Source organism: Amnibacterium sp., from assembly GCF_036559085.1.
Classification (GTDB): Bacteria; Actinomycetota; Actinomycetes; order Actinomycetales; family Microbacteriaceae; genus Amnibacterium.
The window spans coordinates 26,845-52,532 of the sequence record NZ_DATBTU010000060.1 but is presented as its reverse complement, the minus strand read 5'-3'; the positions used below and the strand labels follow the sequence as shown (position 1 = coordinate 52,532).

The 25,688-nt window shown below is 73.8% G+C and carries 23 protein-coding genes and 1 rRNA gene; 17 read left to right on the top strand and 7 right to left on the bottom strand.

The window, feature by feature from the left end:
• From rrf to VIG76_RS10880, 5 genes are all read left to right on the top strand, one after another.
• A 5S ribosomal RNA gene (rrf, locus tag VIG76_RS10900) occupies positions 1-91 on the top strand; the annotation flags it as partial.
• A 142-nt stretch (positions 92-233) separates the two neighbouring features.
• Positions 234-803 carry a Chromate resistance protein ChrB gene (locus VIG76_RS10895; RefSeq protein ID WP_331953998.1) on the top strand — a complete coding sequence of 190 codons (570 nt, stop codon included), beginning with the start codon at positions 234-236 and terminating at the stop codon, positions 801-803.
• 1 nt (position 804) lies between these two features.
• Positions 805-1,332 carry a DUF2127 domain-containing protein gene (locus VIG76_RS10890; RefSeq protein WP_331953996.1) on the top strand — a complete coding sequence of 176 codons (528 nt, stop codon included), beginning with the start codon at positions 805-807 and terminating at the stop codon, positions 1,330-1,332.
• Positions 1,333-1,535: 203 nt separating this feature from the next.
• Complete coding sequence (locus tag VIG76_RS10885) at positions 1,536-2,378, top strand: undecaprenyl-diphosphate phosphatase (RefSeq protein WP_331953994.1); 843 nt, start codon at positions 1,536-1,538, stop codon at positions 2,376-2,378.
• Between the two features lie 131 nt (positions 2,379-2,509).
• On the top strand, positions 2,510-3,826 hold the full coding sequence (locus VIG76_RS10880) for an LCP family protein (protein ID WP_331953992.1): 1,317 nt from the start codon (positions 2,510-2,512) through the stop codon (positions 3,824-3,826).
• Here the strand turns inward: VIG76_RS10880 and VIG76_RS10875 are convergent.
• The gene (locus VIG76_RS10875) at positions 3,823-4,191 is read right to left on the bottom strand and encodes an iron chaperone (RefSeq protein WP_331953990.1); all 369 of its coding nucleotides are present in this window, start codon (positions 4,189-4,191) and stop codon (positions 3,823-3,825) included. The genes VIG76_RS10880 and VIG76_RS10875 overlap by 4 nt on opposite strands.
• A 167-nt stretch (positions 4,192-4,358) precedes the next feature.
• Here VIG76_RS10875 and VIG76_RS10870 point away from each other — a divergent pair, with 167 nt between their 5' ends.
• From VIG76_RS10870 to VIG76_RS10850, 5 genes are all read left to right on the top strand, one after another.
• Complete coding sequence (locus VIG76_RS10870; protein ID WP_331953988.1) at positions 4,359-4,721, top strand: YciI family protein; 363 nt, start codon at positions 4,359-4,361, stop codon at positions 4,719-4,721.
• Between the two features lie 24 nt (positions 4,722-4,745).
• A complete protein-coding gene (locus VIG76_RS10865; RefSeq protein WP_331953986.1) occupies positions 4,746-5,954 on the top strand; it encodes an RNA polymerase sigma factor in 1,209 nt (402 codons plus the stop codon).
• A complete protein-coding gene (locus tag VIG76_RS10860) occupies positions 5,951-8,572 on the top strand; it encodes an MGH1-like glycoside hydrolase domain-containing protein (protein WP_331953984.1) in 2,622 nt (873 codons plus the stop codon). Before VIG76_RS10865 ends, VIG76_RS10860 begins: the two co-directional genes overlap by 4 nt.
• Before the next feature lie 121 nt (positions 8,573-8,693).
• Positions 8,694-9,257: a dihydrofolate reductase family protein gene (locus tag VIG76_RS10855; RefSeq protein WP_331953982.1), complete on the top strand. Its 564-nt coding sequence runs from the start codon at positions 8,694-8,696 to the stop codon at positions 9,255-9,257.
• A 159-nt stretch (positions 9,258-9,416) separates the two neighbouring features.
• Positions 9,417-10,664, top strand: coding sequence for an APC family permease (locus VIG76_RS10850; protein WP_331953980.1), 1,248 nt, complete (start codon positions 9,417-9,419; stop codon positions 10,662-10,664).
• Here the strand turns inward: VIG76_RS10850 and VIG76_RS10845 are convergent.
• The gene (locus tag VIG76_RS10845; protein ID WP_331953978.1) at positions 10,639-11,844 is read right to left on the bottom strand and encodes a polysaccharide pyruvyl transferase family protein; all 1,206 of its coding nucleotides are present in this window, start codon (positions 11,842-11,844) and stop codon (positions 10,639-10,641) included. The genes VIG76_RS10850 and VIG76_RS10845 overlap by 26 nt on opposite strands.
• 135 nt (positions 11,845-11,979) lie before the next feature.
• On the opposite strand from VIG76_RS10845, the gene VIG76_RS10840 reads away from it, so the two are divergent.
• Positions 11,980-14,127 carry a glycosyltransferase gene (locus tag VIG76_RS10840; RefSeq protein WP_331953976.1) on the top strand — a complete coding sequence of 716 codons (2,148 nt, stop codon included), beginning with the start codon at positions 11,980-11,982 and terminating at the stop codon, positions 14,125-14,127.
• 13 nt (positions 14,128-14,140) lie between these two features.
• Positions 14,141-15,442 carry a glycosyltransferase gene (locus VIG76_RS10835; RefSeq protein ID WP_331953974.1) on the top strand — a complete coding sequence of 434 codons (1,302 nt, stop codon included), beginning with the start codon at positions 14,141-14,143 and terminating at the stop codon, positions 15,440-15,442.
• Here VIG76_RS10835 and VIG76_RS10830 read toward each other — a convergent pair.
• The 4 genes from VIG76_RS10830 to VIG76_RS10815 all read right to left on the bottom strand — a co-directional run bounded on the left by VIG76_RS10830 (position 15,385) and on the right by VIG76_RS10815 (position 17,284).
• On the bottom strand, positions 15,385-16,080 hold the full coding sequence (locus tag VIG76_RS10830; RefSeq protein ID WP_331953972.1) for a hypothetical protein: 696 nt from the start codon (positions 16,078-16,080) through the stop codon (positions 15,385-15,387). The genes VIG76_RS10835 and VIG76_RS10830 overlap by 58 nt on opposite strands.
• Positions 16,081-16,118: 38 nt before the next feature.
• Positions 16,119-16,334 carry a hypothetical protein gene (locus tag VIG76_RS10825; RefSeq protein WP_331953970.1) on the bottom strand — a complete coding sequence of 72 codons (216 nt, stop codon included), beginning with the start codon at positions 16,332-16,334 and terminating at the stop codon, positions 16,119-16,121.
• Positions 16,335-16,524: 190 nt separating this feature from the next.
• Positions 16,525-16,764: a hypothetical protein gene (locus VIG76_RS10820; RefSeq protein ID WP_331953968.1), complete on the bottom strand. Its 240-nt coding sequence runs from the start codon at positions 16,762-16,764 to the stop codon at positions 16,525-16,527.
• A gap of 64 nt (positions 16,765-16,828) precedes the next feature.
• On the bottom strand, positions 16,829-17,284 hold the full coding sequence (locus VIG76_RS10815) for an SRPBCC family protein (RefSeq protein ID WP_331953966.1): 456 nt from the start codon (positions 17,282-17,284) through the stop codon (positions 16,829-16,831).
• A gap of 161 nt (positions 17,285-17,445) precedes the next feature.
• On the opposite strand from VIG76_RS10815, the gene VIG76_RS10810 reads away from it, so the two are divergent.
• Together VIG76_RS10810 and VIG76_RS10805 are read left to right on the top strand one after the other, a co-directional pair.
• A complete protein-coding gene (locus VIG76_RS10810; RefSeq protein WP_331953964.1) occupies positions 17,446-18,156 on the top strand; it encodes a gamma-glutamyl-gamma-aminobutyrate hydrolase family protein in 711 nt (236 codons plus the stop codon).
• A 122-nt stretch (positions 18,157-18,278) separates the two neighbouring features.
• Positions 18,279-19,463, top strand: a complete 1,185-nt coding sequence (locus tag VIG76_RS10805) for a mechanosensitive ion channel family protein (protein ID WP_331953962.1) — start codon at positions 18,279-18,281, stop codon at positions 19,461-19,463.
• Positions 19,464-19,476: 13 nt separating this feature from the next.
• Here VIG76_RS10805 and VIG76_RS10800 read toward each other — a convergent pair whose 3' ends face one another.
• Positions 19,477-19,761 (bottom strand): hypothetical protein, encoded by a 285-nt coding sequence (locus VIG76_RS10800; RefSeq protein WP_331953960.1) that lies wholly within the window; start codon positions 19,759-19,761, stop codon positions 19,477-19,479.
• A 364-nt stretch (positions 19,762-20,125) separates the two neighbouring features.
• Here VIG76_RS10800 and VIG76_RS10795 point away from each other — a divergent pair, with 364 nt between their 5' ends.
• From VIG76_RS10795 to VIG76_RS10785, 3 genes are all read left to right on the top strand, one after another.
• Complete coding sequence (locus tag VIG76_RS10795) at positions 20,126-20,686, top strand: TetR/AcrR family transcriptional regulator (RefSeq protein ID WP_331953958.1); 561 nt, start codon at positions 20,126-20,128, stop codon at positions 20,684-20,686.
• 71 nt (positions 20,687-20,757) lie between these two features.
• Complete coding sequence (locus VIG76_RS10790; protein WP_331953956.1) at positions 20,758-23,595, top strand: MMPL family transporter; 2,838 nt, start codon at positions 20,758-20,760, stop codon at positions 23,593-23,595.
• Entirely contained in the window at positions 23,592-25,679 is a 2,088-nt protein-coding gene (locus VIG76_RS10785; RefSeq protein WP_331953954.1) for a YhgE/Pip family protein, read from the top strand. Before VIG76_RS10790 ends, VIG76_RS10785 begins: the two co-directional genes overlap by 4 nt.
• The last annotated feature ends 9 nt before the right edge of the window (positions 25,680-25,688 follow it).

Sequence of the window (25,688 nt, the reverse complement as noted above, 5' to 3'; positions counted from 1 at the left end):
GCCCGGTCACATTCCGAACCCGGAAGCTAAGACTCTCAGCGCCGATGGTACTGCGGGGGAGACCCCGTGGGAGAGTAGGACACCGCCGGACTCCCTTTGCAGACGAGGCCATCTTCACCCGAAGATGGCCTCGTCTCATTTGTGCGCCCATCCGCATCGACGCCGTACTCCGCGCCATCTCGATCGGCATCGGGGCTTCGAGGATTCTGTGTAACGACCGTTACGCTGACTCCATGCCTGAAGTCGTCGACTGGACGCTCCTGCTCGTGCAGCTGCCGAGCGAGCCGTCACGGCATCGTGTGGCCGTCTGGCGCGAGTTGCGCCGCACCGGCGCCGTGCCGATCGGCGCGGGCACGTGGCTGCTGCCCGCCGCGCACGCGGGCCTGCTCGAGCGCGTGCGCGCGCTCGTGGAGCGGGGTGACGGGTCCGTGGCGGAGATCGAGGCACGTCCGAAGGATCCCGGCGCGGAACGGGTGCTCAGGGACGCCTACACCGCCGCTCGGTCCGACGAGTGGCGTGAGCTGATCACCGACTGCGGCAAGTTCGAGGCGGAGATCCACCGCGAGATCGCGAAGCAGAAGTTCACCCTGGGCGAGCTCGAGGAGGAGGGGCAGAGCCTCGAGCGGCTGCAGCGCTGGCTGCAGGTGCTCCAGGCGCGGGATGTGCTCGAGCTCGATGAGGGTCGGGTCGCTGCCGAGCGGGTCGCCGACTGCGAGCGCCGCCTGGGGGAGTACGCGGAGCTGGTGGCCGCTGCGGTCGAGGCCGCTCCAGGATCCGCCGACCTCGGTTCCGGGCGGTACTGACGTGACGTCCGCCGTTCCGGAGGAGCAGGAGTGGGTCGGCCGGGAGGTCCTGGTCTTCCGGATCGTGCTGATCCTCAAGGGGCTCGACGGGGTGCTCGAGCTCGTCGGCGGTGCGCTGCTGCTGATCGTGCGGCCGTCCCAGATCCAGGGCATCGCCGCGTTCCTGACCCGGACGGAGCTCCAGGAGGATCCCCGCGACTTCATCGCCAACCACGTGCTGTCCGCGTCGCACAGCCTGGTGCACGATGCAGGGCTCTCACTCTGGGGCGCGCTCTACCTGCTCGTCCACGGCCTCGTGAAGGTCGTGCTCGTCTGGGCGGTGCTGCGGGACCGGCTCTGGGCCTACCCCTGGATGATCGGCTTCCTGGCGGTCTTCATCGCCTACCAGGGCTACGCGATGGTCGTCCACTTCACGTGGGGACTCCTGCTGCTGACGCTGCTCGACGTGGTCGTCGTCTGGCTCACCGTCCGCGAGTACCGGCGCCTCCGCCGGCAACGCGCCGCCCGCGAGCGCATCGTCGCCGCGTGAGCGGGACGCGAGGGACGCGGCCGCGTGCCATCGGATGCGTCAAGGAGACCGTCCGTGCGGCGTGTGCCGCTCCGGGGAGGGCGCGCATGCCCGAAGGTGGATGCCGCCGTCTCCTTCCGAGCCGGCCGACGGCCGGACGCATCCCCTCCGCCCGTCGTCCACGCAGCGCATCCGCGCTGCATCACTGAGAGGGGAACATAGAAGTGCACCTGGGCATCCTGCAGGCGGTGCTGCTCGGCGTGGTCGAGGGGCTCACCGAGTTCCTGCCCGTCTCAAGCACCGGCCACCTGACGATCGTCGAGAAGCTGCTCGGCCTGAGGGTCGACGATCAGGGCGTCACCGCGTTCACCGCGATCATCCAGGTGGGCGCGATCATCGCCGTGATCCTCTACTTCCGAAAGGACATCGTGCGGCTGATCGCCGCGTGGATCCGCGGTCTGAGGAACAAGGACCACCGGGACGACCCGGACTACCGCCTCGCGTGGTTCGTGATCATCGGCACCATCCCGATCGGCATCATCGGCCTGCTGGCCCGGCACCTCATCACGGGCGGCCTGCGCAGCCTCTGGGTCGTCGTCGTCGCGCTGGTGCTCTGGAGCGTCGTCATGTGGATCGCGGAGCGCGTCGGGACGAAGAAGCGGAACGAGGAGCAGCTCAACCTGACGGACACCATCGTCATCGGGCTCATGCAGTGCATCGCCCTCGTGCCCGGGGTGTCGCGGTCCGGAGCGACGATCAGCGGTGGCCTCTTCCGGAACCTCGACCGCGTCGCGGCCACCCGCTTCTCGTTCTTCCTCTCGATCCCCGCGCTGCTCGCCGCCGGCGGCTTCGAGGCCGCCACCTCGGCGAAGGACATCTCCGCGGGCGTCGGATGGGGGCCCACGGCCATCGCCACCGTGATCAGCTTCGTCGTCGGCTACGCCGCGATCGCCTGGCTGCTGCGCATCGTCGCCCATCACCCGATCACCGTGTTCATCGCCTACCGGCTGCTCCTCGCGGTGCTCGTCGCCGGGCTGCTGCTCGCCGGCATCATCCCCGCGCAGTGAGCACCGGACCCGGGGTTCCCCCGTATCGGGCCCTCATCGCCCGGTCTTAGGCGGAGCAGCACCGGGCCCCGGACGGCCGCCCCACACTCGCACCAGGGCCGGACCAGTACGCCGGCTCGGGAGGTGCCGTCGTGGGTCGCGGGCAGCCGAGGACGATCGTCCGGCACGCCCGCGCCCGCGGCGGCACGCGGCCCCCCTGGGTGCGGGTCGTGCGCGGCGCGCTCACCGTCGTGGTCGTCTGCTCCGTCGCCGCGGTCTCGCTCGCCTCGATCGCGGCCTGGCGGCTCACGAGCACCGTCGCGAGCCGCTCGGTCGACATCAGCAACGGCAGCAGCAGCAACGGCAGCAGCAGCAGCGGCAGCAGCAGCAGCGGCAACGGCAACCGCGCCGGCGTGGCGGCGCCGTCCATCGGGGCGATGTCCGGCGCGTTCACGGTGCTGCTGGTCGGCGAGGACAACTCGAGCGGCCAGGCCGGGTTCGGCGCGGCCCGGGACGCGACGCTGAACGACGTGAACATCCTCGTGCACGTGGCGGCCGACCATCGGAGCGCGACGGTCGTCAGCATCCCGCGCGACCTCGTGATCGACCAGCCCGTCTGCACGGATCCGGCGACGAAGCAGACGTACGCGGCGGTCGTCGCCGAGCCGCTGAACACGGCGATCTCCCGCGGCGGCCTCGGCTGCGTCGTCGCCACCGTCGAGCAGCAGACCGGGGTCACCATCCCGTACGCGGCGCTGTTCAGCTTCGAGGGCACGGTCGCGATGGCCGACGCGGTCGGCGGCGTGCAGGTCTGTGCGACGAAGGCGATCGACGATCCCCAGTCGGGGCTGAAGCTGAAGGCCGGCGTCTCGACGATCAGCGGCCGCACCGCGCTCGCGTACCTGCGCTCCCGCCACGGCGTCGGTGACGGCAGCGACCTCGGCCGTATCGCCTCCCAGCAGGCCTACATGTCGTCGCTGCTGCGCAAGATGACGAGCAGCAGCACGCTCACCGATCCCACGAGGCTCTACGCGCTCGCATCCGCCGCGGCGAACAACGTGGCGCTGTCGAAGTCGCTCGCCGGGCTCGACACGATGGTGACGATGATGCTCGCGCTGAAGCAGATCCCGCTCGCCGGCATCGCGTTCGTGCAGTACCCGGTCGCCACGGATCCCGCCGACGTGAACAAGGTCGTCCCCGACCCCGTCCTCGCGGCCACGCTCATGCAGCGCGTCCGGGCGGGCAGGCCGATCACACTGGGCAAGGACGACCTCGGGGTGAGCGCCGTGCTCGCCCCGAAGGCGTCGCACTCGTCGGGCGCCTCGTCGTCGAGCGCGACGACAGGGACGTCCCCGTCCGAGCGCCCGAGCCCGAGCCCGAGCCCGTCGGCGTCCTCCTCATCATCGATCTCGGGGCTGAAGGGCCAGACGGCGGCGGAGCAGACCTGCTCGGTCGCCGCGAGCGGCTAGCCCAGGACGACCTCCGGGCGGCCCAGCAGCTCCGCCTTCGCGGTGAGCAGCGCCCGGAGCAGCTCGACCGGCAGCGGCTCGTCGACCGGGAAGTGCAGCGAACCCGCGGTGTGCGTGTAGCCGTCGACCAGCGGGCCGAGGCTCCGGATGACCGAGCCGCTGTGCGGCAGGTAGGCGAGATGCCGCGAGAAGGCGGCGAAACCGGCGATCGGGTCGCCCTCGACGCGGAACACGGGAACCGCGTAGGAGATCCCCTCCTCCGCGGACGGCACGAGTGCGTGGATCCTCCGGCGCACCTCCTCGAGCGTGCTGCGCTTCGGGTCCGGCAGGCCCGCGAGGTACTCGTCGATCTCCGCGGTGGTCATGGAGCGCAGTCTGCGCCAGACGCGTGCGCCGCGGAAGGGGATGGGGCTTCACCGGTCGCTCCGGCTTCTTCACTCACATGGATCGAGCCGGCGCTGTCGAAATCCTCAGCGGCCGTTCGTCGTGAGGGTGAGGCGGCCACCCGGGCCGCCGAACAAGGAGGACCATCATGGCCGAGGAGTTCGTCGTACTCATCGTCGAGGAGCCGTGGGACCCGACCGCGGTCACCGAGGAGCAGTGGCGTGCCGCGATGCAGGGACACCAGGCATTCGCGGAGGCGGTGCAGAAGGCCGGGGCGTCGATCCTCGGCGGGGACGCGCTGCAGCCGCCGTCGACCGCCGTGCGGATCACGCCGAACGGCAACGGGAGCCCCGTCTTCACCGACGGCCCGTTCGCCGATACGAAGGAGGTCGTCACCGGCTACTACAAGCTCGGCGTGCGCGACGCCGCGCAGGCGCGCGAGCTGGCGGCCCTCTGCCCGACCGGCGGCTCGGTCGAGCTCTGGCCGGTGATGAACACCGGCGCCATGTGAGGTCGCCGGACCTACGCTGAGCCCGTGGCCACTCCGGTTCTCGACGACACGTTCCGTCGGGAGTGGCCGCGGCTCGTCGCCGCGGTGGCGCGGTTCACCGGCGACCTCGACCTCGCCGAGGACGCCGTGCAGGAGGCCTTCACCAGAGCCACCGCCAGCCGTGACCGGGAGGTCCTCATCAACCCGGCGGCCTGGCTCACGACCGTCGCCAAGCGCATCGCGATCGACACCGTGCGGCGGGAGGCGCGGCTGCAGGCCCGGCTGCCGCTGCTCGCGGCCGGCGAGGTCGCCCCCGTCGCCGACCCCACGGGCGACGACCGGCTGGCGCTGCTCTTCGCGGTCTGCACGCCGGCGCTCGAGCCGGAGACCCGGCTGGCGCTCGCGCTTCGCTTCGTCTGCGGCGTGCCGACGGCCGAGATCGCGGCGGTGATGCTCGTCGGGCACACCGCCATGAGCGCCCGGCTCACCCGGGCCAAGCGGCGGATCGCGGAGCAGCACATCCGCTTCGCCGTTCCCACCGGCACCGAGCTCGCGCGGCGGATGCCGGACGTGCTCGCGACCGTGCACCTGCTCTTCACCACCGGCCACACCGCCTCGGCGGGGACCGCGTTGCGCTCCACCGCCGTCACGGTGACCGCGCTCGAGCTCGCCCGGAGCCTGCGGACGCTCGCACCGGCCGACCTCGAGGTCGCCGGGCTGCTCGCGTTGCTGCTGCTCACCGAGGCCCGGGCGCCGTCGCGCATCCGGGCGGACGGATCCACCGCGTCGCTCGAGACGGCCGACCGCAGCGCCTGGGATCGGCAGCTGCTCGCGGAAGGGCTGGACCTCGCCGTCGTCGCGCTCGCCGGCGGCGGACGGTTCGCGCTCGAGGCGGGCATCTCCGGGCTGCACTCCCAGGCGCCCGACTTCGCGGCGACCGACTGGCCCTCGATCTGCCGCCTCTACGACCGCCTCGTCGACCGGTGGCCGTCGCCGGCCGCGCAGGTCGCCCGGCTCGTCGCCCGCAGCTTCCTGCCCGGCGAGGCGCCGGCCGCGCTCGCAGCGCTCGGGCCGCTCGAGGTCGCGGCGCCCGAGGCCGCGCGCCAGGTCGCGGGCGCACGGGCGGACATCCTCCGCCGCATGCAGCGGACGGAGGAGGCGCGGGCCGCCTACGTGGCGGCGCGCTCGATCGAGGGCAACGGGGCCGTCCGCGACTTCTACGGGGCCCGCATCCGGGAGCTGGAGGCGCGATGACGGACGGTGCACGGGGCGATGCCGAGCGGCAGCGGCTGCAGGGCGGGGACGGCGACGCGTGGCGGCGATGGGGTCCGTACCTCAGCGAGCGCGCGTGGGGCACGGTGCGGGAGGACTACAGCGCCGACGGCGACGCGTGGTCCTTCTTCCCGCACGACCATGCGCGCTCCCGCGCCTACCGCTGGAACGAGGACGGGCTCGCCGGGCTGTCCGACGACCGGCAGCGGCTCTGCTTCGCGCTCGCACTCTGGAACGGCGCGGATCCGATCCTCAAGGAGCGCGCGTTCGGACTGACCGGCCCGCAGGGCAACCACGGCGAGGACGTCAAGGAGTACTGGTGGTTCGTCGACTCGACGCCCACCCACTCGTGGATGCGCTGGCGCTACGCCTACCCGCAGCGCGCGTACCCCTATGAGGACCTGGTCGAGGAGAACGCCCGCCGCGGCCGCCACGACCCCGAGTACGAGCTGCTCGACACCGGCGTCTTCGACGAGGACCGCTACTTCGACGTGGCCGTCGACTACGCCAAGGCGGATGCGGACGACCTCTGCATCCGGATCACGGTGACGAACCGCGGTCCCGACGCGGCGACGTTGCACCTGCTGCCGACGCTCTGGTTCCGCGACACCTGGAGCTGGCGGCTCGGCGTGTCGGCGCCCGCGATCACCGCGTCGCCGGCCGGGGCGCTCATGGCGCGGCACGAGGAGCTCGGCACGATGGTGCTCGCGAGCGACGGCGACGCCGAGGCGCTGTTCTGCGACAACGCCACGAACACCGAGCGCCTCTGGGGGCAGCCGGGACCCGAGTACCCGAAGGACGGCATCAACGACCACGTCGTCGACGGCGCCGCGACGGTGAACCCTGCGCGGGCCGGGACGAAGGCAGCGCTGCACCACGTGATCGAGGTGCCGGCCGGCGGCAGCCACGAGATCCGGCTGCGGCTGTCGCCCGCCGAGGCGCCCGACCTCGCCGCCGACTGGGACCGCGTGGTCGCGGCGCGCGCGAGCGAAGCGGACGACTTCTACGCGACCCTGTGTGAGGGCGCGACCACCGACGAGGCCCACGTCATCCGCTCCGCGATGGCCGGGATGCTCTGGAGCAAGCAGTACTACGCGTACGACGTGCGCACCTGGCTCGCCGGCGATCCAGGGCGCCCGGCCCCGCCGCCGGAGCGGCTGCAGGGCCGCAACCACCGATGGCAGAACCTCGACGCCGAGGCCGTCGTCTCGATGCCGGACCCGTGGGAGTACCCCTGGTTCGCGGCCTGGGACCTCGCCTTCCACTGCGTCACGCTCGCGCACGTCGATCCGGCGTTCGCGAAGCAGCAGCTCGCGATGGTGCTGGGCGCCGGATGGATGCATCCGACCGGGCAGGTGCCGGCCTACGAGTGGGACTTCGGCGCGGTGAACCCGCCAGTGCACGCCTGGGCGGCGCTGCACGTGTTCCGCCGCGACGGGGGCACGGACCTCGGCTGGCTGCGGCAGGTGTTCGAGCGCCTCATCGTCAACTCGACGTGGTGGGTGGCGCGCAACGACCCCGACGGCAACGGCACGTTCAGCGGCGGCTTCCTCGGCATGGACAACATCGGGCCCTTCGACCGCGGTGCGATGCTGCCGGACGGCGTGACGCTCGAGCAGGCGGATGCGACCGGCTGGATGGCGCTGAACTGCGTGAGCATGTTCGAGATCGCCCTCGAGCTCGTGCAGGCGGATCCGGCGCTCGAGGACATGGCGCTGATGTTCTTCGACCTCTTCGCGCTCATCGCCCGCGCCACGGAGGGCAGCGGGCTCTGGCACGAGGACGACGGCTTCTTCTACGACCGGCTCGTGCGGCCAGACGGCACCGGCTGGCCGGTCGCGGTGCGCTCGATGAGCGGGCTCGTGCCCGTCTTCGCCGCGGTGTCGGTGCCGCGCGATCGGCTCGAGCGACTGCCGCGGCTTCGCGCCCGCGTCGACGCCTTCCTCGAGGAGCACGGGAACGCTGCCGAGGGCGCGGACGTGGACCTGTTCGCGGAGGCGCCGTCGACCCGCGGCATCCTCGCGCTCGTCGACCGCGAACGGCTCCGCCGGATCATGCGGGTCGTCGGGGGCGAGGGCGAGATGCTCTCGCCGCACGGTGTGCGGGCGGTCTCGGCCGCCTATCGCGACCATCCGTTCGTGCTGCACGCCGGGGTGGAGGACGACACCGAGGTGGACTACGAGCCGGCCGAGTCGACGACCGACCTGTTCGGCGGCAACTCGAACTGGCGCGGGCCGGTGTGGCTGCCGGTGAACTACCTGCTGCAGCAGGCGCTGCGCCGCTACGGCGAGGCGGCCGGCACCACCGTGCTCTGCGAGTACCCCGCCGGCTCCGGGCGGTCGGCGACGTTCACCGATCTCGCCGCGGACCTCGCCGACCGGCTCGTCGGCCTCTACCTGCCGGACGCGGACGGGCGCCGGGCCGTCTGGGGCGGCCAGGCGCGCTTCACCACCGACCCGGCCTGGCGCGACGCGCTCCTCTTCTACGAGTACTTCAACGGGGACGACGGCGCGGGCCTCGGGGCGAGCCACCAGACCGGCTGGACGGGCCTCATCGCGAACCTGCTGCTGGAGCGCATCCGCGACCGTTCCGGCGGCTGACCGCTCATCGCGCCGTTCCGGAGTTCCTGCGCGACACGCCGCGACGTCGTCGCCGGACCCGGCGTGGCGCCCAGTTTCTCCGGAACGGCGCGATCCGCAGGAGGGGAGCAGGATCGGCGGCATGACGCGCACCCGGTACTCCACCGCCATGAGCCTCGACGGGTACCTCGCCGATGCCGCCGGCTCCCTCGATTGGCTGCTCACCCTGTCCGACGAGGGCACCGAGGGCGGGTTCGCATCCTTCCTCGACGGCATCGGCGCGATGGCGATGGGCGCGACCACCTACGAGTGGGTGCTCGCCCACGAGCCGCTGCTCGAGCACCCCGAGCGATGGCAGCAGACCTATGGCGACCGGCCGTCCTGGGTGTTCACGCACCGAGACCTGCCGCGGATCCCGGGGGCGGACATCCGCTTCGTGTCGGGTGACGTGCGGCCGGTCCACGCCGAGATGGTGCAGGCGGCGGGGGAGCGGGACGTGTGGCTCGTGGGCGGTGGCCCGCTCGCGGCCGTGTTCGCCGACGCGGGTCTGCTCGACGAGCTGCAGCTGTCCGTCGCGCCCGTGCTGCTCGCCGGCGGCGCACCGCTGCTGCCGCGGCGGCTCGAAGGGCGGCTGCGGCTGACGGATGCCCGCGTCGCCGGGGTCTTCGCGGAGCTGCGCTACGAGGTCGGTCCGCCGCCCACCTGACCTCGTTCTCGCGCCGTTCCGGAGTTCCTGCGCGACACGCCGCGATCTCGTCGCCGGATGCGGCGTGTCGGCCGGTTTCTCCGGAACGGCGCGATGAGGGGTGGGAGGGGAGGGGAGGGGGTCGCGCCGCGTTCACCGGGCTGCGGCAGGATCCACGCCGTGACCGCGTCCGCATCCGCCCTCGCCCGACGACTCGGGCCGACGGACGCCGTCGTGATCGGGCTCGGCTCGATGATCGGCGCCGGCGTCTTCGCCGCGTTCGCGCCCGCCGCCGCGGTGGCGGGATCCGGGCTGCTGCTCGGCCTCGCGATCGCCGCGGTGGTCGCCTTCTGCAACGCCACGTCGTCGGCGCAGCTCGCGGCGCAGTACCCCGTGTCCGGCGGCACCTACGTGTACGCCGGGGAACGGCTCGGCGCGTGGCCCGGGTTCCTCGCCGGATGGAGCTTCGTCATCGGCAAGACCGCGAGCTGCGCGGCCATGGCGCTCACCGTCGCCGGCTACGTCGCGCCGCCCGGCTGGGGCAAGCCGGTCGCGATCCTGGCCGTGCTCGTGCTCACCGCCGTCGACCTCGCCGGGATCACCCGCACCGCCGCGCTGGCCCGCGTGCTCGTGGCGGCGGTGCTCGTCGTGCTCGTCGTGGTCGTCGCCACGGGCCTCGCTGCAGGGCATCCGGGCGCGGCCGGCGTCGCGCCCTGGCGGTGGGCGGGCGTGCTGCCCTCGGCGGGGCTGCTGTTCTTCGCCTTCGCCGGCTACGCGCGGATCGCGACGCTCGGCGAGGAGGTACGGGAGCCGGCCCGGACGATCCCTCGAGCGATCGTGCTCGCGCTCGGCATCGTGCTCGTCGTCTACGCGGCGGTCGCCGCCGCCTGCCTCGCGGTGCTCGGCCCACGGCTCGGAGCATCCGCGGCGCCGCTCGCCGACGTCGTGCTCGCCGCCGGCTTCGCGGCGCTCGTGCCGGTGGTCGCGATCGGCGCGGCCGCCGGCTCGCTCGGCTCGCTGCTCGCGCTCCTCGCCGGGGTCGGCCGCACGAGCCTCGCGATGGCCCGCAACGGCGACCTGCCGCGACCGCTCGCCGCGGTGTCCGCCCGGACCGCCGTGCCCTGGCGTGCGACCGTCGTACTCGCGGCGGTCGTCTGCGGCCTCGTGCTCGTCTCCGACCTGCGCGGCGCCATCGGCTTCTCGTCCTTCGGCGTGCTGCTCTACTACCTGCTCGCGAACGCCTCCGCGCTCACCCAGGACCGCTCCCACCGGCGGTACCCGCGAGCGGTCGCGGTGCTCGGCGCCGTGGGCTGCGCCGTGCTCGTCGTGACGCTGCCCACGGTGTCCGTCCTGGTCGGGATCGTCGTGCTGGTCGTCGGCGTCGCGGGCCGGATGGTGCGGCTCAGGCTCGACGCGCGCCGGCGCTGAGGACGTCGGCGACCCGGTCCCACCACCGCTCGGCATCGGCCCGCCGCTCCAGCGCGACGGCCGAGCCCTCGGAGCGGATGCGGTCCCGCGCCGCCCACACGTCGGCGACGCGGGCACGCGCGCGGCCGTCCAGCACCTCGCCGAGCGCCACCACCGACGCCTGGCCCGAGGTGCCGAGCGCGCCCGTCAGCTTCACCCGGGTGTACTCGTCGACGGCCACCCCCACCACGGGCACCGCGGCGGACGCCGCGAAGACGGCCGGGTGGTAGCGGCTCGAGACGACGAGGGCGGCGTTCCGGGCGAGTGCTGCGGACCGGCGTGCGTCGACCACGGGCTCGACGGAGACGGCCGCCCGCATCCGTGCCGCGACGCCCGCGTGCACGGCGTCGTCGCCGCGCACCTCGCCCGGCCGCAGCGACCCGAAGTGCGCGGAGAACACGATGCGAAGCCCGGTGCTCGCCGCGACCTCGTCGAGCAGCGCCGCGGAGGCCGCCTCTGCGGCGGCCGGATCCGCGTCGCCGACGTGGCGCGCGAGGGTGACCAGGCAGTAGGGCTCGTCGGGGGTCGGCTCCGACCCGGAGGGCAGGAACGCGGCGTCGTCGGGCGTGCGCGTGCGGCGCGGCGACTCGATCCCGAGGCCTCCGGCGAGGGCGTCGGACGCGTCCTCCCGCAGCCCGACGAGCCGCCCCCCGGCGAGCAGCTCGGCGACGAGCGCCGCGTCCTCGGCCGACAGATCGGGGCCGAGGGTCTGCCCGGACACGACGAGCGGCCGGCCGAGCGCGGCCGCGATCCGGCCGAGCGCGGCGCGCTCGAACACGTGCATCGGCCAGGTGGAGGCCATGTTCCCGCCGCCCGCGACGACGACGCCGTCCGCGTCCGCGACGGCGGCGACCACCGCGTGCACGGGGTCGTCGGCCGGCAGCGCCCGCGCATCGCCCCCGGCCACCGCGGTGACCCGCGCGAGCCGCTCCGTCATGGCGCCCCGGCCGGACGCGGGGGCGAACCCGATCGGCCGGACCGCCTCGACGCCGTAGCGCTCGGCCGAGTCCGCCGGCGCGGACGAGAGCCCCGTGACCGCGGTGGCCGCCCTGGCGCGCATCGCGAGCACGAGTGCTTCGAACATCGCCTCGTCGCCGACGTGGATCATGCCGTCGACGACCCCGATGTCGCCGATGGCCACCAAGCGCATCCGTGCCCGCCCTCCGAAGTCCTGCGGAAGCGTACTGGAGGCGGGCGCCCCGCCGGTCGCAGGGAATTCTGCGGATACGATCAGGCGTTTCGCCCGTGACGAAGCGAGCGGACGAAGGGACGGCGGATGGGGATCCAGACCGCGCTGGACGAGGTGCGCGGCGCGCACCGCCTGGTGGGCGCCATGCGTGCCGCCGAGGACCTCGCCTTCGAGGCGAGCCGCTCGAACGGCGCACGCACCATCCGCGTGCTGACCAGCGCGATCGCGGGCTCCGACCAGCTCACCGCCATCGCGGCGACCCACGCGCTCGGCCGCGTCGTCGACGAGCAGGCGGATCTCGCCCTCACCCGGCTCCTGTCGAGTGACCGCCGCTTCCTCCGCGAGCACGCCGCCGAGGTGCTCGGCGAGAGGCTGCCGCGCGTCGACGCGATGGGCCGGCTCATCGCCATGGTCGCCGAGGGCGGGTTCGGCGGCATGCTCGCCGAGCGCACGCTCGAGCGCTGGTCGCAGGTCGTGCCCGACCACCTGCTCGTCGGGCTCGAGGGGGCCCTGGTCGGCATCCGCAAGACCGGACCGCGCACCCGGCTCGTCGACACGCTCGGCCTGGTGCGCCGGCACTCGGCCACCCGCCCGCTCGTCGCGATCGTGAAGGACCAGGCCGAACCCCGTCCGGTGCGCGCCGCGGCGATCGCCGCGCTCGGGCAGCGCCCCGACGACGCCGAGGTCGCATCCCTGCTCGCCGCGTTCGCGGAGCGCGGCGGCCACCTCGGCGACGTCGCCCGGCTCGCCCTGCTCGACCTCGCCGCTCCCGCCGCCCGCGTCGAGACCGACGGCCTCACCGTGGCGCAGCTGTTCCTGCACGCCGACATCGACGCGGGCCTCACCCGCGCCGGCAGCGGCGACAACGGCGGCATCGCGACCCTCCTGGTGCGCCTCGGCAACGCCCTGCTGTCGCCGGATGCGGACACCCGCGTCGACCGGGTGATCACGATGTCGCGCGGCTCCGCCGAGGACGCGCTCGCCAGCGCCGAGGAGATCCGGGCGGGGGAGCGGGGCCACGTCTACGGCCGCGTGCCGCTGCTCACCGACCCCGTCGGCTCGGCGGACGCGTGGCCCCTCCGCGTCGTGGCGCGCCGCGGCATCCGCCGGATCCTGCGGGCCGCGGGCCACGTCGACGTGCTCCACCTGCGGATGGCCGACGTCGGCAGCCTCGCGGCGGCGGACGTCGCCCGCGAGCTCGACATCCCCGTCACCTTCACGGTCGCGCCCGATCCGCACGCCGTCATCGACTCGCTCGACGCGGCCGGCGCGCTCACCCGCGCGACCTTCGGGCAGGCCGACGAGACCGACCACTTCTGGTTCCGCGCCCGGCTCGTCGAGCGGCTCGCCGCGGACGCGTCGCGCAGCGTGCTGTTCCCGCGACCCGACCTGGAGCGCGACATGCGCGAGCTCGTCGGCATCGACCTCACGGCCCACCCGGAGCGGCACAGCATCGTGCCGGAGGGGATCGACCTCGACGTGGTCGACCGGTCCGTGCTCGAGTCCGCGGACCACGCGGCCGGCCTGCCCCCGACCCCGCCGCTCGCCGGGCTCGAGGCCCTGCTGGAGACCCTGCCCGCCGAGCGCCGCGGGCTGCCGCTGCTCGTCAGCGTGGGCCGCTTCCACCGGGTGAAGGGCACCGCGACCATCGTCGAGGCCTGGGCCGACGGCCCGCTCGCGGACGCGGCGAACCTGCTGCTCATCGGCGGCGACCTCGTCGATCCGTCCGCGGACGAGCGCGACCAGCTCGACCGCATCGACGCGATCGTGCCGCCCGACCAGCGCGCGGCCGCCGGGCTGCTGCTCGCCGGCCACCGGCCGAACGACGACGTCGCGCGCTGGGTCGCCGCGGTGCGCTTCGGCGTGCCGGGGCTCGCCGCGCCGCGCGGCGTCTACGTCTGCGGCAGCCTCAAGGAGGAGTTCGGCATCGCGATCCTCGAGGCCATGGCCGCCGGGCTCGTCGTCGTCGCTCCGGATGGCGGCGGACCGGCCACGTACGTGGAGCGGGGCGTCACCGGCTTCCTCGCCGCCACCTGGGACGTCGTGGCGCTGCGCGCGGCGATGGTCGACGCGCTCGCGGCCGCCGGCGCGGAGTCCGGGGACGAGCGGGCCGCCCGATCGCGGGCGACCGTCGAGGCGAGCTTCACCATCGGCGCGATGGCCCGCACCCTCCGGGACGTCTACACAGGCGTCCGCGAGGAGGAGCTCGCGGCCGAGGCGTGGCTGGGCGCGTGACGGGGCTCGTCCGATGACGCTGCTCGTCGTCAGCCCCGACTACGCCTCGCACCTGTTCCCGCTCGCGTCGCTGGCGACCGCCTGGCGCGACGCGGGGGAGCGGGTCGTCGTGGCGACGGGCCCCGCGACCGCCTCGATCGTGTCCGCCTTCGGCTACGAGCGCGCCGACCTGCGGCTCGGCCGCGGCTCGAACGCGGGCGTCATCCGTGCGGAGGAGCAGCCGGCGGGCGAGGACGACTCGCTGCGCGGCTTCTTCGCCGCCACCCGCCGCGGGATGGTCGAGACGCTCGCGTACCAGGCGACCGAGCGGCTCACCGACCTGCTCTACGAGCCGGTGCGTGCGGCCGCCGACGTCGCGCGGATCGTCGACGCAGTCGCGCCGGACGCGGTGCTGGTCGACCACCTCGCCTTCAGCGCCCGGCTCGGCCTCTCCGCCGCGCAGGCGCCGTATGCGGATGTGGTGCTCGGCCACCCCACGGCCTTGCCGGTGGGCGACGAGGTCTACGGCTACCCGCCGGCCTGGCCGGCGGCGTTCTCGCCTGACCCGGAGGCGCTCGCCGCGCTGCACGCGCTCTGCGCCGAGGTCGACTCCCGCTTCACCGGCGAGTGGAACGCGGCCCTGGCCGAGATCGCACCGAACGCGCCCGCGGTCGTCTCCGCGTTCCGCGCCCACGGTGAGACCGTGCTGCTGAACTATCCCGCGGCGTTCGCCGAGCCCGGCCGCCTCGACGGGCTGCGGCACGCGTTCCTCGGCTCGGCCGTCCGCGAGGAGGCGGCGGATCCCGAGGTCGAGGCGTGGCTCGCGGCGGGCGGCGGCCCGTTCGTCTACGTGAGCTTCGGCAGCTTCCTCTCCGAGCGCGCAGACGTGCTCGCGCGGGTGATGTGGGCGCTCGCCGGGCTCGGGCTCCGGGCCGCGATCGCGACCGGATCCGCGGATCCCGCCGCGCTGCCGACCCCGCCGGCCGGCTGGCTCGTGCGCGAGTTCCTGCCCCAGGTGCGGCTGCTCGGCTTCGCGGCCGCAGCGGTCACCCACGGCGGCAACAACAGCGTCACCGAGGCCGCCACGGCCGGGGTGCCGCTCGTGGTGCTGCCGTTCTCGACGGACCAGTTCGCGGGCGCCGCGGCGCTGGAGCGGTTCGGCGTCGCCGTCGCGCTCGCACCGAACGAGGCGACCACAGACGACCTGCGCGCCGCGATCGAACGCGTGCTGGATCCGGCGATGCGGTCCGTGCTCGAGCCGGTGTCGGCGGACCTGCGTCAGGCGCCGGGCGCGCTCCGGGCGTTCGAGGCCGTCTCCGGCACCATCACGAGCTGACGCATGAGGACCACGTCGACCGCGGCACGGCGGTAGAGGTCCATCAGGCCCGCGTTCGCCTCGTACTGCGATCCGCTGCGCGGCTGCGGCACGTGGTGCAGGGCGAAGACCCGGCCCTCGTGGCGGGCCGGCGGGGCGCCGAGCAGCGTCTCGTGGGCCACCGACCAGGCGGCGTCCTCGTAGCCCCAGCCGGCGAAGCGCTCGTCCTGCCCGCCGTGGCTCCACCAGGTCTCCGGCGTCGTCACGTAGACGCCCGAGCAGGCGCCGCGCACGAGCTCGGACGCGCACTCGCGCAGCGAGGCGCCCTCGGCGAACTGCGCGGACCCCTCGGCGCCGAGCCAGTGGTACTCGGTGTACGGCAGGTGCACGAGCGGGGAGTCGGCGGCTGCGGCGACCGCCTCGAGCAGCGGTCCGCGCTCCGGGATCGTGTCCGCGTCGTTCAGCACCACGACGGAGCGCACGTCCTCCACGAGGCCCACGCCGACGTTGCGGCAGCGGGACAGGTTGAACACCTCGTCACCGGAGTCGACGGGCACGATCCGCGCATCCGGGAACTCGCGCCGGTACCAGTCGACGACGCGGTCGAACGCCGCGAGCCGGGAGGGCTGCGGACGCCAGGGGATGACCACCGTGAGCACCAGCACACACTAAGCGGTGCCGGAGGCGCCCCTCGGCGTCAGATGCTGCGGAGGATCCGGGGCGTGATGCGGATCGGATCCGAGGCGTCCGCTCGCGCGACCTCGACCAGGAAGCGGACCAGCGCGACCGTCGCGCGGCAGCTGCCGACGAGGAAGCGGAGCATCGGCACCGCGTCGTCGACGCGGACCTCACGGGCGGGGGACAGCCGGCTCGTGGCGGCCGCGGCACGCAGGAGCTCTGGATCGGTTTCCATCTGCCGCCGAGGCTACGAGCGGGCGGCGAACAGGCGGCGAACCGTGTGCGGCGTGTCGGATGCGGGTGCTGATCAGGACGGACGCGCCGTCCGTCCCGCGCGATGTGCAGGATCCGGTGCGTGGTGCAGGACGGATCCGGGTCGCCGGTCCTGCGCATCGTCCGCGGTCCTGCACACCGCACGGGTGTCGCTACGGGCGGTCGCCCCGGAAGCGCGCGAGCCGCCACATCGCGACGGCGTCCACGGCATCCGCGAGGGTCCCGTAGGGGCCGGCGGGCGGCGCGGGTGGCTCGGCCGCGAGCGAGAAGCCCTGGTGCTCGTCGCCGGTGACGGTCGCGATCCCCGCCTCGGATGCCGGGCGCCCGGTCTCGACGACGCGCCAGCGCCCCTCGCCCTCAGGCTGAGCCTCGAGGCCGTCGAACGCGCTCATCGGGTGCCCGGACGGCGGCGGCCCACCTGCCGGAGCAGGTGAGCCGCCGAACGAGGGGTCCGCGTCACGAGCGGGGGACGTCCTCGCGCCAGGCGCCGGTCTCGGTGGGCCGGGCCTCGATGAACTCCTTGAAGTGCGCGAGGTCCTTCTTCACGCTGCGCTCGTCGAAGCCGAGCAGGTCGCCCGCCTTCTCGACGACGCCCTGCGGGTTCCAGTCGATCTGCACGGCCACCCGCGAGGAGGTGTCCGAGAGCTTGTGGAAGGTCACGACACCCGCGTGCTCGGTGCCGTCGACGCTCTTCCACGCGACGCGCTCGTCCGGGTGCTGCTCGGTGACGACCGCGTCGAACTCGCGCTCGACGCCGCCGATCTTCACCTTCCAGTGGTTGTGGGTGTCATCCACCTGCTGGATGGACTCCACGAAGCTGAGGAAGTGGGGGAAGGACTCGAACTGGGTCCACTGGTTGTACGCCTTGTCGACGGGCACATCCACGTCGATGGTCTCGATGACCTGAGCCATGAGGTTCCTTTCGGTCGTCGGTCGGTGTGCGCCGACGATATGCACGTGGGCTGGACGGATCCGGGACGTCGCCTGAGCACGCGTCCAGCGGACGGGGTCGCCGGGCGGCCGCATACTGTCCCTGCTTCCCGCCCGCCGCCAGACCCCTGCACAGGAGCCCCGTGACCGCCGCCAAGCCGCTGATCGGCGTGACCACCTCGCTCGAGCTCGCCGATGAGGAGGGCTGGGTCGGGCAGTACGCGCTCGTGCCCGAGGAGTACCTGCTCGCGGTCGCCGCGGCGGGCGGTGTCCCGATGCTGCTGCCACCGCAGGAGTTCGACGACGCCACGATCGACCGGGTGCTCGGCGCGGTCGACGCGCTCGTGCTCTCCGGCGGTGTCGACGTCGATCCTGCGCTCTACGGCGCGGAGCGGGACCCGCACACCGAGCCGTCGCGGCCCCAGCGGGACGCGTGGGAGCGCACGCTCGTGCTCGCCGCGCTCGAGCGGGACATGCCGGTGCTCGCGATCTGCCGGGGCGTGCAGCTGCTCGACGTGGCGCTCGGCGGCACCCTGCACCAGCACCTGCCGGCGCTCACCACGGTGAGCCACGGGCACGAGCCGAGCGTCTTCGTGCCGACCGAGGTGACCATCGACTCCGGGACGCTGCTCGGCGGCATCCTGCCCTCGGCCGTGCCGATCACCGTCCGCTGCCACCACCACCAGGCGCTCGACCGCGTGGCCGAGGGGCTCATGGTCGTCGCCCGGAGCGCCGACGGGATCGTGGAGGCCGTCGAGTCGACGTCGCACCGGTTCGCCGTCGGGGTGCAGTGGCACCCCGAGCAGGACACCGACCTGCGACTCCTGACGGCGCTGGTGGCCGCCGCGTCCTGAGCGCTCGCGGCGCATCCGAGCCCCGTCGCGCTCGCCACTGGATCCTCGGGGCCGGCTGACGATACTGGGTTCCCGCGAGGCGAGGGGGCCGGGAGCAGACGGTCGAGCCGAGGGAGGCGCACGTGGACCTGTACAGCCTGTGGATCGACATCATCGGCACCACCTGGAGCCGGATCCTCTTCGACGTCGCGGTCGGGGTGGTGGTGGCGCTCGCCGCGTCGCTCGTGCTCGGGGTCGTGTTCGGCGCGGTCGCCCGGCGTCGCGGCTGGCCGGCCGGCAGCGTGCAGCGGCTCCGCTGGCCGTTCCGGGCGGTGCTCGTGGTGCTGCTCGCCTGGGCCGGGTTCGACGCGTCGCTGCTCACGATGCAGCGGGGCGCCTGGGACGAGGTGCTCGCGATCCTCGCGATCCTCGCCGGCGCCTGGTTCGCCGCGCGGGTGGTGTCGTTCCTCGTCGACATCGGCCTGGACCGCTACCGGATGGACGTCGTGGACAACCGGGTCGCCCGGCGGGTGCGCACCCAGATCCTCGTCATCCGCCGCCTGGCGGTCGCCGTCATCGTGGTCGTCGCGCTGGCCTCGATCCTGCTCACCTTCCCGCCGGCGCGCGCCGCCGGGGCGAGCCTGCTCGCCTCCGCCGGCATCGTGTCGATCATCGCCGGCGTCGCCGCCCAGTCGACCCTCGGCAACGTGATCGCGGGCGTGCAGCTCGCGTTCTCGGGCGCCATCCGCGTCGACGACGTGGTCGTCGCCGACGGCCAGTGGGGCCGGATCGAGGAGATCACCCTCACCTACGTGGTCGTCCACGTCTGGGACGACCGGCGGCTCGTGCTGCCGTCGACCTACTTCACCACCACGCCGTTCGAGAACTGGACCCGCACCTCGTCGCAGCTGATGCAGGCGGTCGAGTTCGACCTCGACTTCCGGGTGGACCCGCAGGGGATGCGCGACGCGCTGCACGAGATCCTCGGGCGCACCACCCTCTGGGACGGGCGCACCGCGGTGCTGCAGGTGACCGACGCGATCGGCGGGTACGTGCACGTGCGCATCCTGCTCACCGCCGTCGATGCCGGGACGCTCTTCGACCTCCGCTGCTTCGTGCGGGAGGAGCTCATCCGCTGGCTGCAGCGCACGTCGCCGGAGGCACTGCCGCGCACGCGGCTCGTGCTGACGCGCGACCGCGACAGCGTCGCCGAGGATCCGGCCGCGGCGGGGGAGCGCGGGGACCGCGAGCTGTTCGGCGGCTCGGCCGAGGCGGATCGCCGCGGCCGGAACTTCACCGGGCCGGTGTCGACGACCGCCGAGGAGTAGGAGAGGGAGGCCCTCAGGCCTTCGTGCGCGCGCGCTTGATCGGCTTCGGGCCGGTGGCAGGCTCCTCGGCGGCGCGCTGCTGCTTCTCCTCCTTGGTCTTCGGCTTCGGCTGGTCCGCCTTCTGCGACTCGATGCGCACCGTGCCGACGGCGACCAGGAAGCTGAGGATCCAGGACGCCCAGGTGAGGACGGTGCGCCAGTCCGCCGGCGACTTCCGCTGCTGCCGCAGCGCGCCGATGCCGGAGATCAGCGACGAGATGATGACGCCGTTGAAGAGGTACTTCCGCAGGGTGCCCATGATGCGAGGCTACTGGCCGTCCACCGACGGTCGTCTGGTGGTGCGCTGTGCGTCGCGCCTGCGGCGACTCTCCCGTGCGGTGAGTTGCCACTCTTCGCCCTCGAGGGCGCGCTTCAGGGGCCAGAAGTGGCAACTCACGTCGTTCCATCGGGCGGCTGCGGGCCAGAAGTGGCAACCCACGCGCTCCGGACCTCGCGCGGGTTCTGGCGAGTTCGTGGGTTGCCACTTTCCGCCCTCGAGGGGGCGATTGGAGGGCCAGCAGTGGCAACTCGCCAGAGGACTCCGGTCGGGGGAGGGGGGAGGAGCCCGATCGGGGCTGACCGATTGTGCAGGGTCTGACCGATCGTGCAGTACGCTCGCCCACATGCCATCCGGAGCCGCACCGCTCATCGCCGCCGCGCTGCGCCAGTTCGCCGCGGTCGGCTTCGAGGGCGCCTCCCTGCAGCGGATCGCGGACGACGCCGGGCTCTCGAAGTCGAGCGTGCTCTACCACTTCGCCAGCAAGGAGGCGCTGCTCGACGCCGCCGTCCGCCCGGCGATCGAGCCGCTGTGCGCGCTCATCGACTCCGCCGACCTCGAGAACCCGGCCGGCATGGAGGCGTTCCTGGCGCAGTTCGTCGACTTCCTCTTCGACCACCGCCTCGAGGTCGTCGTCGTGGTCAGCCACGGCAGCGCCCTCCGTGGCATCCCCGTGATCGACGAGGTGGACGGTCTCGTGCGCCGCGTCGAGGAGCTGCTCCGGCCCGAGCAGGGCTCCGAGCGCGACGCCATCCGCTTCGGGGTGGCCCTCGCCGGGACCGCGTTCATGCTCGTCGCCGCCGACCGCTGGGGCACCGAGCGCCTGCCGGACGACGTGCTGCGGCCGATGCTCCGCTCCGTGCTCGCGGAGCTCGTGCTCCCGGGCGCCACCGCGCAACCCGCCTGACCCACCCGCTCCACTCCCATCCGCGCGACACCGCCGTCGCATCCGACACCCCTCGAGGACGGCATCGCACCATGACCGCGTTCCTGTACCGCCTGGGCCGCTTCGCGCACCGCCGTCCGTGGCGCGTCGTCGGCGCGTGGGTGGGGCTGCTGCTCGTGTTCGCCGTCGTGGGCTTCGGGTTCGGCGGCAAGCTCGCCGACAGCTTCTCCATCCCCGGCACCGAGTCGCAGGCCGCGCTCGACCGCCTCGACGCGGTCTTCCCGCAGGCCGCCGGTGGCAGCGCACAGGCGGTGCTCGTCGCTCCGGCGGGCCACCGGATCGACGACCCGGCCGAGAAGGCCGCGATCGGCCGGATGGTCACCGCCATCACGAAGGTCCCCGGCGTCGAGAGCGCCGCCAGCCCGTTCAGCAAGTACTCGACCAAGGCGCTGTCGTCGAACCACCGGGCCGCGATCGTGGCCGTGCAGTTCCGCGCCGCCGACTCGAGCGTGACGGCGACAACGAAGCAGCAGCTGAAGGACACCGCCGCCATCGGTCGAGACGCGGGGATGCAGGTCGCCTTCAGCGGGCAGGCGTTCCAGCAGCAGTCCGTGGGGGTGAGCTACACGGAGGGCCTCGGCCTGCTGTTCGCGGGTGTCGTGCTCGTGGTCACGTTCGGCTCGCTGCTCGCGGCGGGGCTGCCGCTCGTCTCGGCGGTGCTCGGCGTCGCGCTGTCGTACGCGGCGATCCGCATCATCGCGCTCTTCACGGACGTGTCGACCTCGGCGCCGACCCTCGCGCTCATGCTGGGGCTCGCCGTCGGCATCGACTACGGCCTCTTCATCATCTCCCGGCACCGCGACCAGCTGGCGAGCGGGATGCCGGTGGCGGAGTCCGTCCCGGCGGCCGTCGCGACCGCCGGCACCGCCGTCGCGTTCGCCGGCACCACCGTGATCATCGCGCTGCTCGGCCTGCTGATCGTCGGCATCCCGTTCCTCTCGATCATGGGCGTCGGCGCCGCGTTCGCGGTGCTCGTCGCCGTCTCCTCGTCCGTGACGCTGCTGCCGGCGCTGCTCGCGCTCGGCGGGCAGCGCTTCGTGCCGAAGCCCGGCAGCCGCGCGGCGCGGCGGGCCGAGGCCGCGGCCGCCGGCGAGGTGCACACCATGGGCGCCCGGTGGGTCGCGATCGTCGCGAAGGTGCCGATCGTCGCCGTGGTGCTCGTCGTCGCGGTGCTCGGCGTGCTCGCCATCCCCGCGGCGAGCCTCGAGCTCAGCCTGCCGAACAACGGCAGCCAGCCGGTCGGCACCGACACCCGCACCGCCTACGACCTCACCGCGAAGGAGTTCGGGCCCGGCCGCAACGGGCCGCTGCTGATCCTCGCCGACGTCACCCAGAACAACGACTTTCTCCACGCGCTCGACGACATCAAGGCCCGGATCGCGAAGCTGCCCGACGTGGCCGCCGTCGGCACCCCGACGCCGAACCAGACGCTCGACTCCGCGATCGTGCAGGTCATCCCGAAGTCCGCGCCCGACTCGCCGAAGACGATCGCGCTCGTGCAGCGGATCCGCGCCCTCGAGCCGGCCTTCCGGCACGACTACAGGATCCCGATCGCGGTCACCGGGACGACCGCCGTGCAGATCGACGTCTCCACGCGGCTCGGCAACGCCCTGCTGCCCTTCGTGCTCGTCGTCGTCGGCCTCTCCGTGCTGCTGCTGATGGCCGTGTTCCGCTCGCTCGTCGTACCGCTGAAGGCCGCGGTCGGCTTCCTGCTGTCGCTCGCCGCGAGCCTCGGCGTCACGGTCGCGGTGTTCCAGTGGGGCTGGTTCGGGGCGCTCGGCACGCAGCCGGGGCCGCTGCTGTCGTTCCTGCCGATCCTCGTGATCGCGATCCTGTTCGGCCTGTCGATGGACTACGAGGTCTTCCTCGTCTCCGGCATGCGCGAGGCCTGGGTGCACACCGGCGACGCCCGCGTCGCGGTGCGCCGCGGCTTCACCCACGGCGCCCGCGTGGTGACCGCCGCGGCGCTGATCATGGTGTTCGTCTTCGCCTCCTTCATCCCCGAGGGCGGCGGCACCATCAAGCCGATCGCCCTGTCGCTGGCCGCCGGCATCGTCTTCGACGCCTTCCTCGTGCGGATGACCCTCGTGCCGGCCGTGATGCTGCTCGTCGGCCGCGCCGGCTGGTACCTCCCACGGTGGATCGAGACGATCCTGCCGTCCGTCGACATCGAGGGCGCCGGCCTCGCCGCCCGCCGCGAGCAGCTCGAGTGGGCCGCCGGCCAGGACGGCTGGCTGCTCTCGGCCGACCGCCTCGTCGGCGTCGCGCCCTTCGACACCGCCCCGATCGACCTCCGGGTCGCGCGCGGCGGCGTCACCGCGCTGCCGGTGCCCGCGGCGCTCCGCCGGGGCGTGGTCGCCACGCTCACCGGCCACCTCGCGCCGGCGAGCGGCGCGCTGCAGATCGACGGGCACCCGGTGCCATCCGAGGCCGCGGATGTGCGCCGGCTCGCTGCGCCCGTGCTCGACGACGGCACCGCCGCCGAGGTGTCGGTCGGCGAGCTCATCGCCGAGCGACTCCGCGCCGCCCCGCGCCGCGCCCGCAGCGGATCCGTGCCCATCTGGCTCGAGCGCATCCGCGCCGCCGAGCCCGCCCTCGGCACCGCCCGCGGCACCCTCGGGCCCCGCACCCCGCTCGGCGCGCTCGTCGCCGAGCAGCGTCTCATCGTGCTCGCCGCGGCCGCCCTCGCCGGCGGCGCCGAGGTCGTCGTGCTCGACGTGGGCGACATCGGCCGGGAGGCCGAGCGACGCCTCGCCGCCGCCCTGCCCGAGCTCACCGACGGCGGCGGCGCCGCCGTCCTCGTCACCACCGCAGCCGAGATCCCGCTCGGCGCCACCGTCCCCGCGCGGAAGGTCCCCGCATCCCGATGAACCGCTCGTTCCGCAGCATCGTGCTGCTCGTCGTCGCCGCCGTGGTGCCGGCCCTCGTGCTCGGCGTCTTCATCGGCGCGCTCGCCTCCGCCGACACCGGCCAGGCCACGATCCCCGCCGCGGTCGTCGACCAGGACCACCTCGTGCAGACCAAGGGCGCCGACGGGAAGACGACCGTCATCGCCGCAGGCCGGCTCGTCGTCAGCCAGCTCACGAAGCCGGCGTCCGCGTCCGGGGGTGCCGCCATCGACTGGCGGCTCTCCAACGCGCAGCAGGCGAAGGGCCTCCTCGACTCCGGCGCGGTCTATGCGATCGTGACGATCCCGAAGGACTTCTCGAAGTCGCTCTCGTCGGTCTCGTCCAGCCATCCGGACCAGGCGCGGATCACCATCCGCACGGACGACGCGCACGGCTACGTCGTGAGCCAGCTCGCCTCGTCGCTCGGCACGTCGCTGACAGCCACCCTCGGCAGCACCATCGCCGAAGGCGTGATCAAGGGCCTCTACGGCGGCTACGGCGCACTGCACGACCAGCTCGGCTCGGCCGCGACGGGCGCGAAGAAGCTCGGCGCCGGCACCGCCTCGCTCGCGAGCGGGCTGGGGCAGCTCGCGGCCGGCCAGGACGGCATCGCCTCCGGCGCCAACGGCCTCAGCAGCGGGGCCACGAAGATCGCGGCCGGCACGGACTCCCTCGGGCACGGCGCCTCGTCCCTGGCGACCGGGCTCGGCTCCGCCGCGTCCGGCGCCGATCAGTCCGTGAGCGGCGCCACGCGGCTCGCGAGCGGCGTCGCGACCTATACGAAGGGCGTCTCGTCCCTCGCCGCCGGCCTCGACTCCGCCGCCTCGAAGTCGGCCGGCCTGCAGCAGCTGCCGACCGGGGTGCGGGCCTACACCAAGGGTGTCAGCCAGTCGAACGACGGCCTCAAGCAGGTGCTCGCGGATCCGACGCTCAGCCCGCAGACGAAGGCCGCGCTCACGCAGATCCAGGGCGGGCTGCAGGCGCTGACCGACCAGAACGCCGGGCTCGTGGCCGGCGCAGACGGCGCCGCCGCGCTCCAGAGCGGCGTCGCCTCCGCGGCCGGCGGTGCCGACAGGCTCGCCGCGGGTGGCGCCCCGCTCCGCAGCGGGACGGCGAGTCTCGCGTCGGGCCTCGGCAGCCTCGCGTCCGGCCTCCACCGGAGCGCGTCCGGCGCGCAGGGGCTCGCCTCCGGCGCCTCGTCGCTCGCCTCCGGCTCTCGGGGGATCGCCTCCGGGGCGGACCAGCTGAGCACGGGTGCCGCCCGGATCGCCACGGGCATCCGCTCGAGCCAGACCGGTGCCACGAAGCTCGCGGCCGGCACCACCGCGCTCGGCACCGGCCTGCAGAAGGCCGTCGACACGATCCCGGACACCACGACCGCGCAGGCGGCGAAGATCGCGCACGTCGTCGCCAACCCGGTCGTGGCCGGCTCGGTCCGGCAGCACGAGACCACGAGCATCGGCCAGATCGTCGCGGCCCTGATCCTGCCGGTCTCCCTCTGGATCGGCGCCTCGGCCGCCGTGCTGCTGTTCGGCGCCATCCGCCGTCGCCTGCTCGCCACCGGCATCGGCTCCGGCCGGCTCGTCGGCTCGGCGCTCGCCCGGGGCGCCGTGCTCGCCGTCGCCCAGGCGGTGCTGCTGATCGTGCTGCTGCAGTCGACGCTCGCGCTGCCCTGGGACCGTGCCGCGCTCGCCCTGCTCGTCGCGGTCATCACCGGCGTCGCCTTCTTCGCCCTGCACCAGCTGCTCACGGCGCTCTTCGGCCGCGCCGGCACGGTGATCTCGATCGTGCTGCTCGGCGCGCAGCTCGTCGCCGTCGGCGGCCTCTACCCGATCGAGCTCGTGTCCGCGCCGTACCAGGTGATCAGCCCGTTCCTGCCGCTCACCGCATCGGTGAGCGCGATGCAGGCCGTGATCACCGGGGGCAGCGGCGGCGCGATCGGCGGCGGCATCGCCACGCTCGCGGTCACCGCCGTGATCGCCTACGCCCTCACGGTGGCGGTCGTCGCGCGGCGGCGCTCCTCGGTGGCGCTGTTCGCACCGCCCGCGGTGCCCGCGCTCGGATGAGCGGCCGAG

What these genes read in the sequence shown, in the direction of transcription:
- VIG76_RS10895 (WP_331953998.1), top strand. Translation starts at nt 234, where the DNA reads ATGCCTGAAGTCGTCGACTGGACGCTCCTGCTCGTGCAGCTGCCGAGC.
- VIG76_RS10875 (WP_331953990.1), bottom strand. Translation starts at nt 4,191, where the DNA reads ATGACCACCGCGGAGATCGACGAGTACCTCGCGGGCCTGCCGGACCCG.
- VIG76_RS10870 (WP_331953988.1), top strand. Translation starts at nt 4,359, where the DNA reads ATGGCCGAGGAGTTCGTCGTACTCATCGTCGAGGAGCCGTGGGACCCG.
- VIG76_RS10860 (WP_331953984.1), top strand. Translation starts at nt 5,951, where the DNA reads ATGACGGACGGTGCACGGGGCGATGCCGAGCGGCAGCGGCTGCAGGGC.
- VIG76_RS10855 (WP_331953982.1), top strand. Translation starts at nt 8,694, where the DNA reads ATGACGCGCACCCGGTACTCCACCGCCATGAGCCTCGACGGGTACCTC.
- VIG76_RS10840 (WP_331953976.1), top strand. Translation starts at nt 11,980, where the DNA reads ATGGGGATCCAGACCGCGCTGGACGAGGTGCGCGGCGCGCACCGCCTG.
- VIG76_RS10835 (WP_331953974.1), top strand. Translation starts at nt 14,141, where the DNA reads ATGACGCTGCTCGTCGTCAGCCCCGACTACGCCTCGCACCTGTTCCCG.
- VIG76_RS10825 (WP_331953970.1), bottom strand. Translation starts at nt 16,334, where the DNA reads ATGGAAACCGATCCAGAGCTCCTGCGTGCCGCGGCCGCCACGAGCCGG.
- VIG76_RS10820 (WP_331953968.1), bottom strand. Translation starts at nt 16,764, where the DNA reads ATGAGCGCGTTCGACGGCCTCGAGGCTCAGCCTGAGGGCGAGGGGCGC.
- VIG76_RS10815 (WP_331953966.1), bottom strand. Translation starts at nt 17,284, where the DNA reads ATGGCTCAGGTCATCGAGACCATCGACGTGGATGTGCCCGTCGACAAG.
- VIG76_RS10800 (WP_331953960.1), bottom strand. Translation starts at nt 19,761, where the DNA reads ATGGGCACCCTGCGGAAGTACCTCTTCAACGGCGTCATCATCTCGTCG.
- VIG76_RS10795 (WP_331953958.1), top strand. Translation starts at nt 20,126, where the DNA reads ATGCCATCCGGAGCCGCACCGCTCATCGCCGCCGCGCTGCGCCAGTTC.
- VIG76_RS10790 (WP_331953956.1), top strand. Translation starts at nt 20,758, where the DNA reads ATGACCGCGTTCCTGTACCGCCTGGGCCGCTTCGCGCACCGCCGTCCG.
- VIG76_RS10785 (WP_331953954.1), top strand. Translation starts at nt 23,592, where the DNA reads ATGAACCGCTCGTTCCGCAGCATCGTGCTGCTCGTCGTCGCCGCCGTG.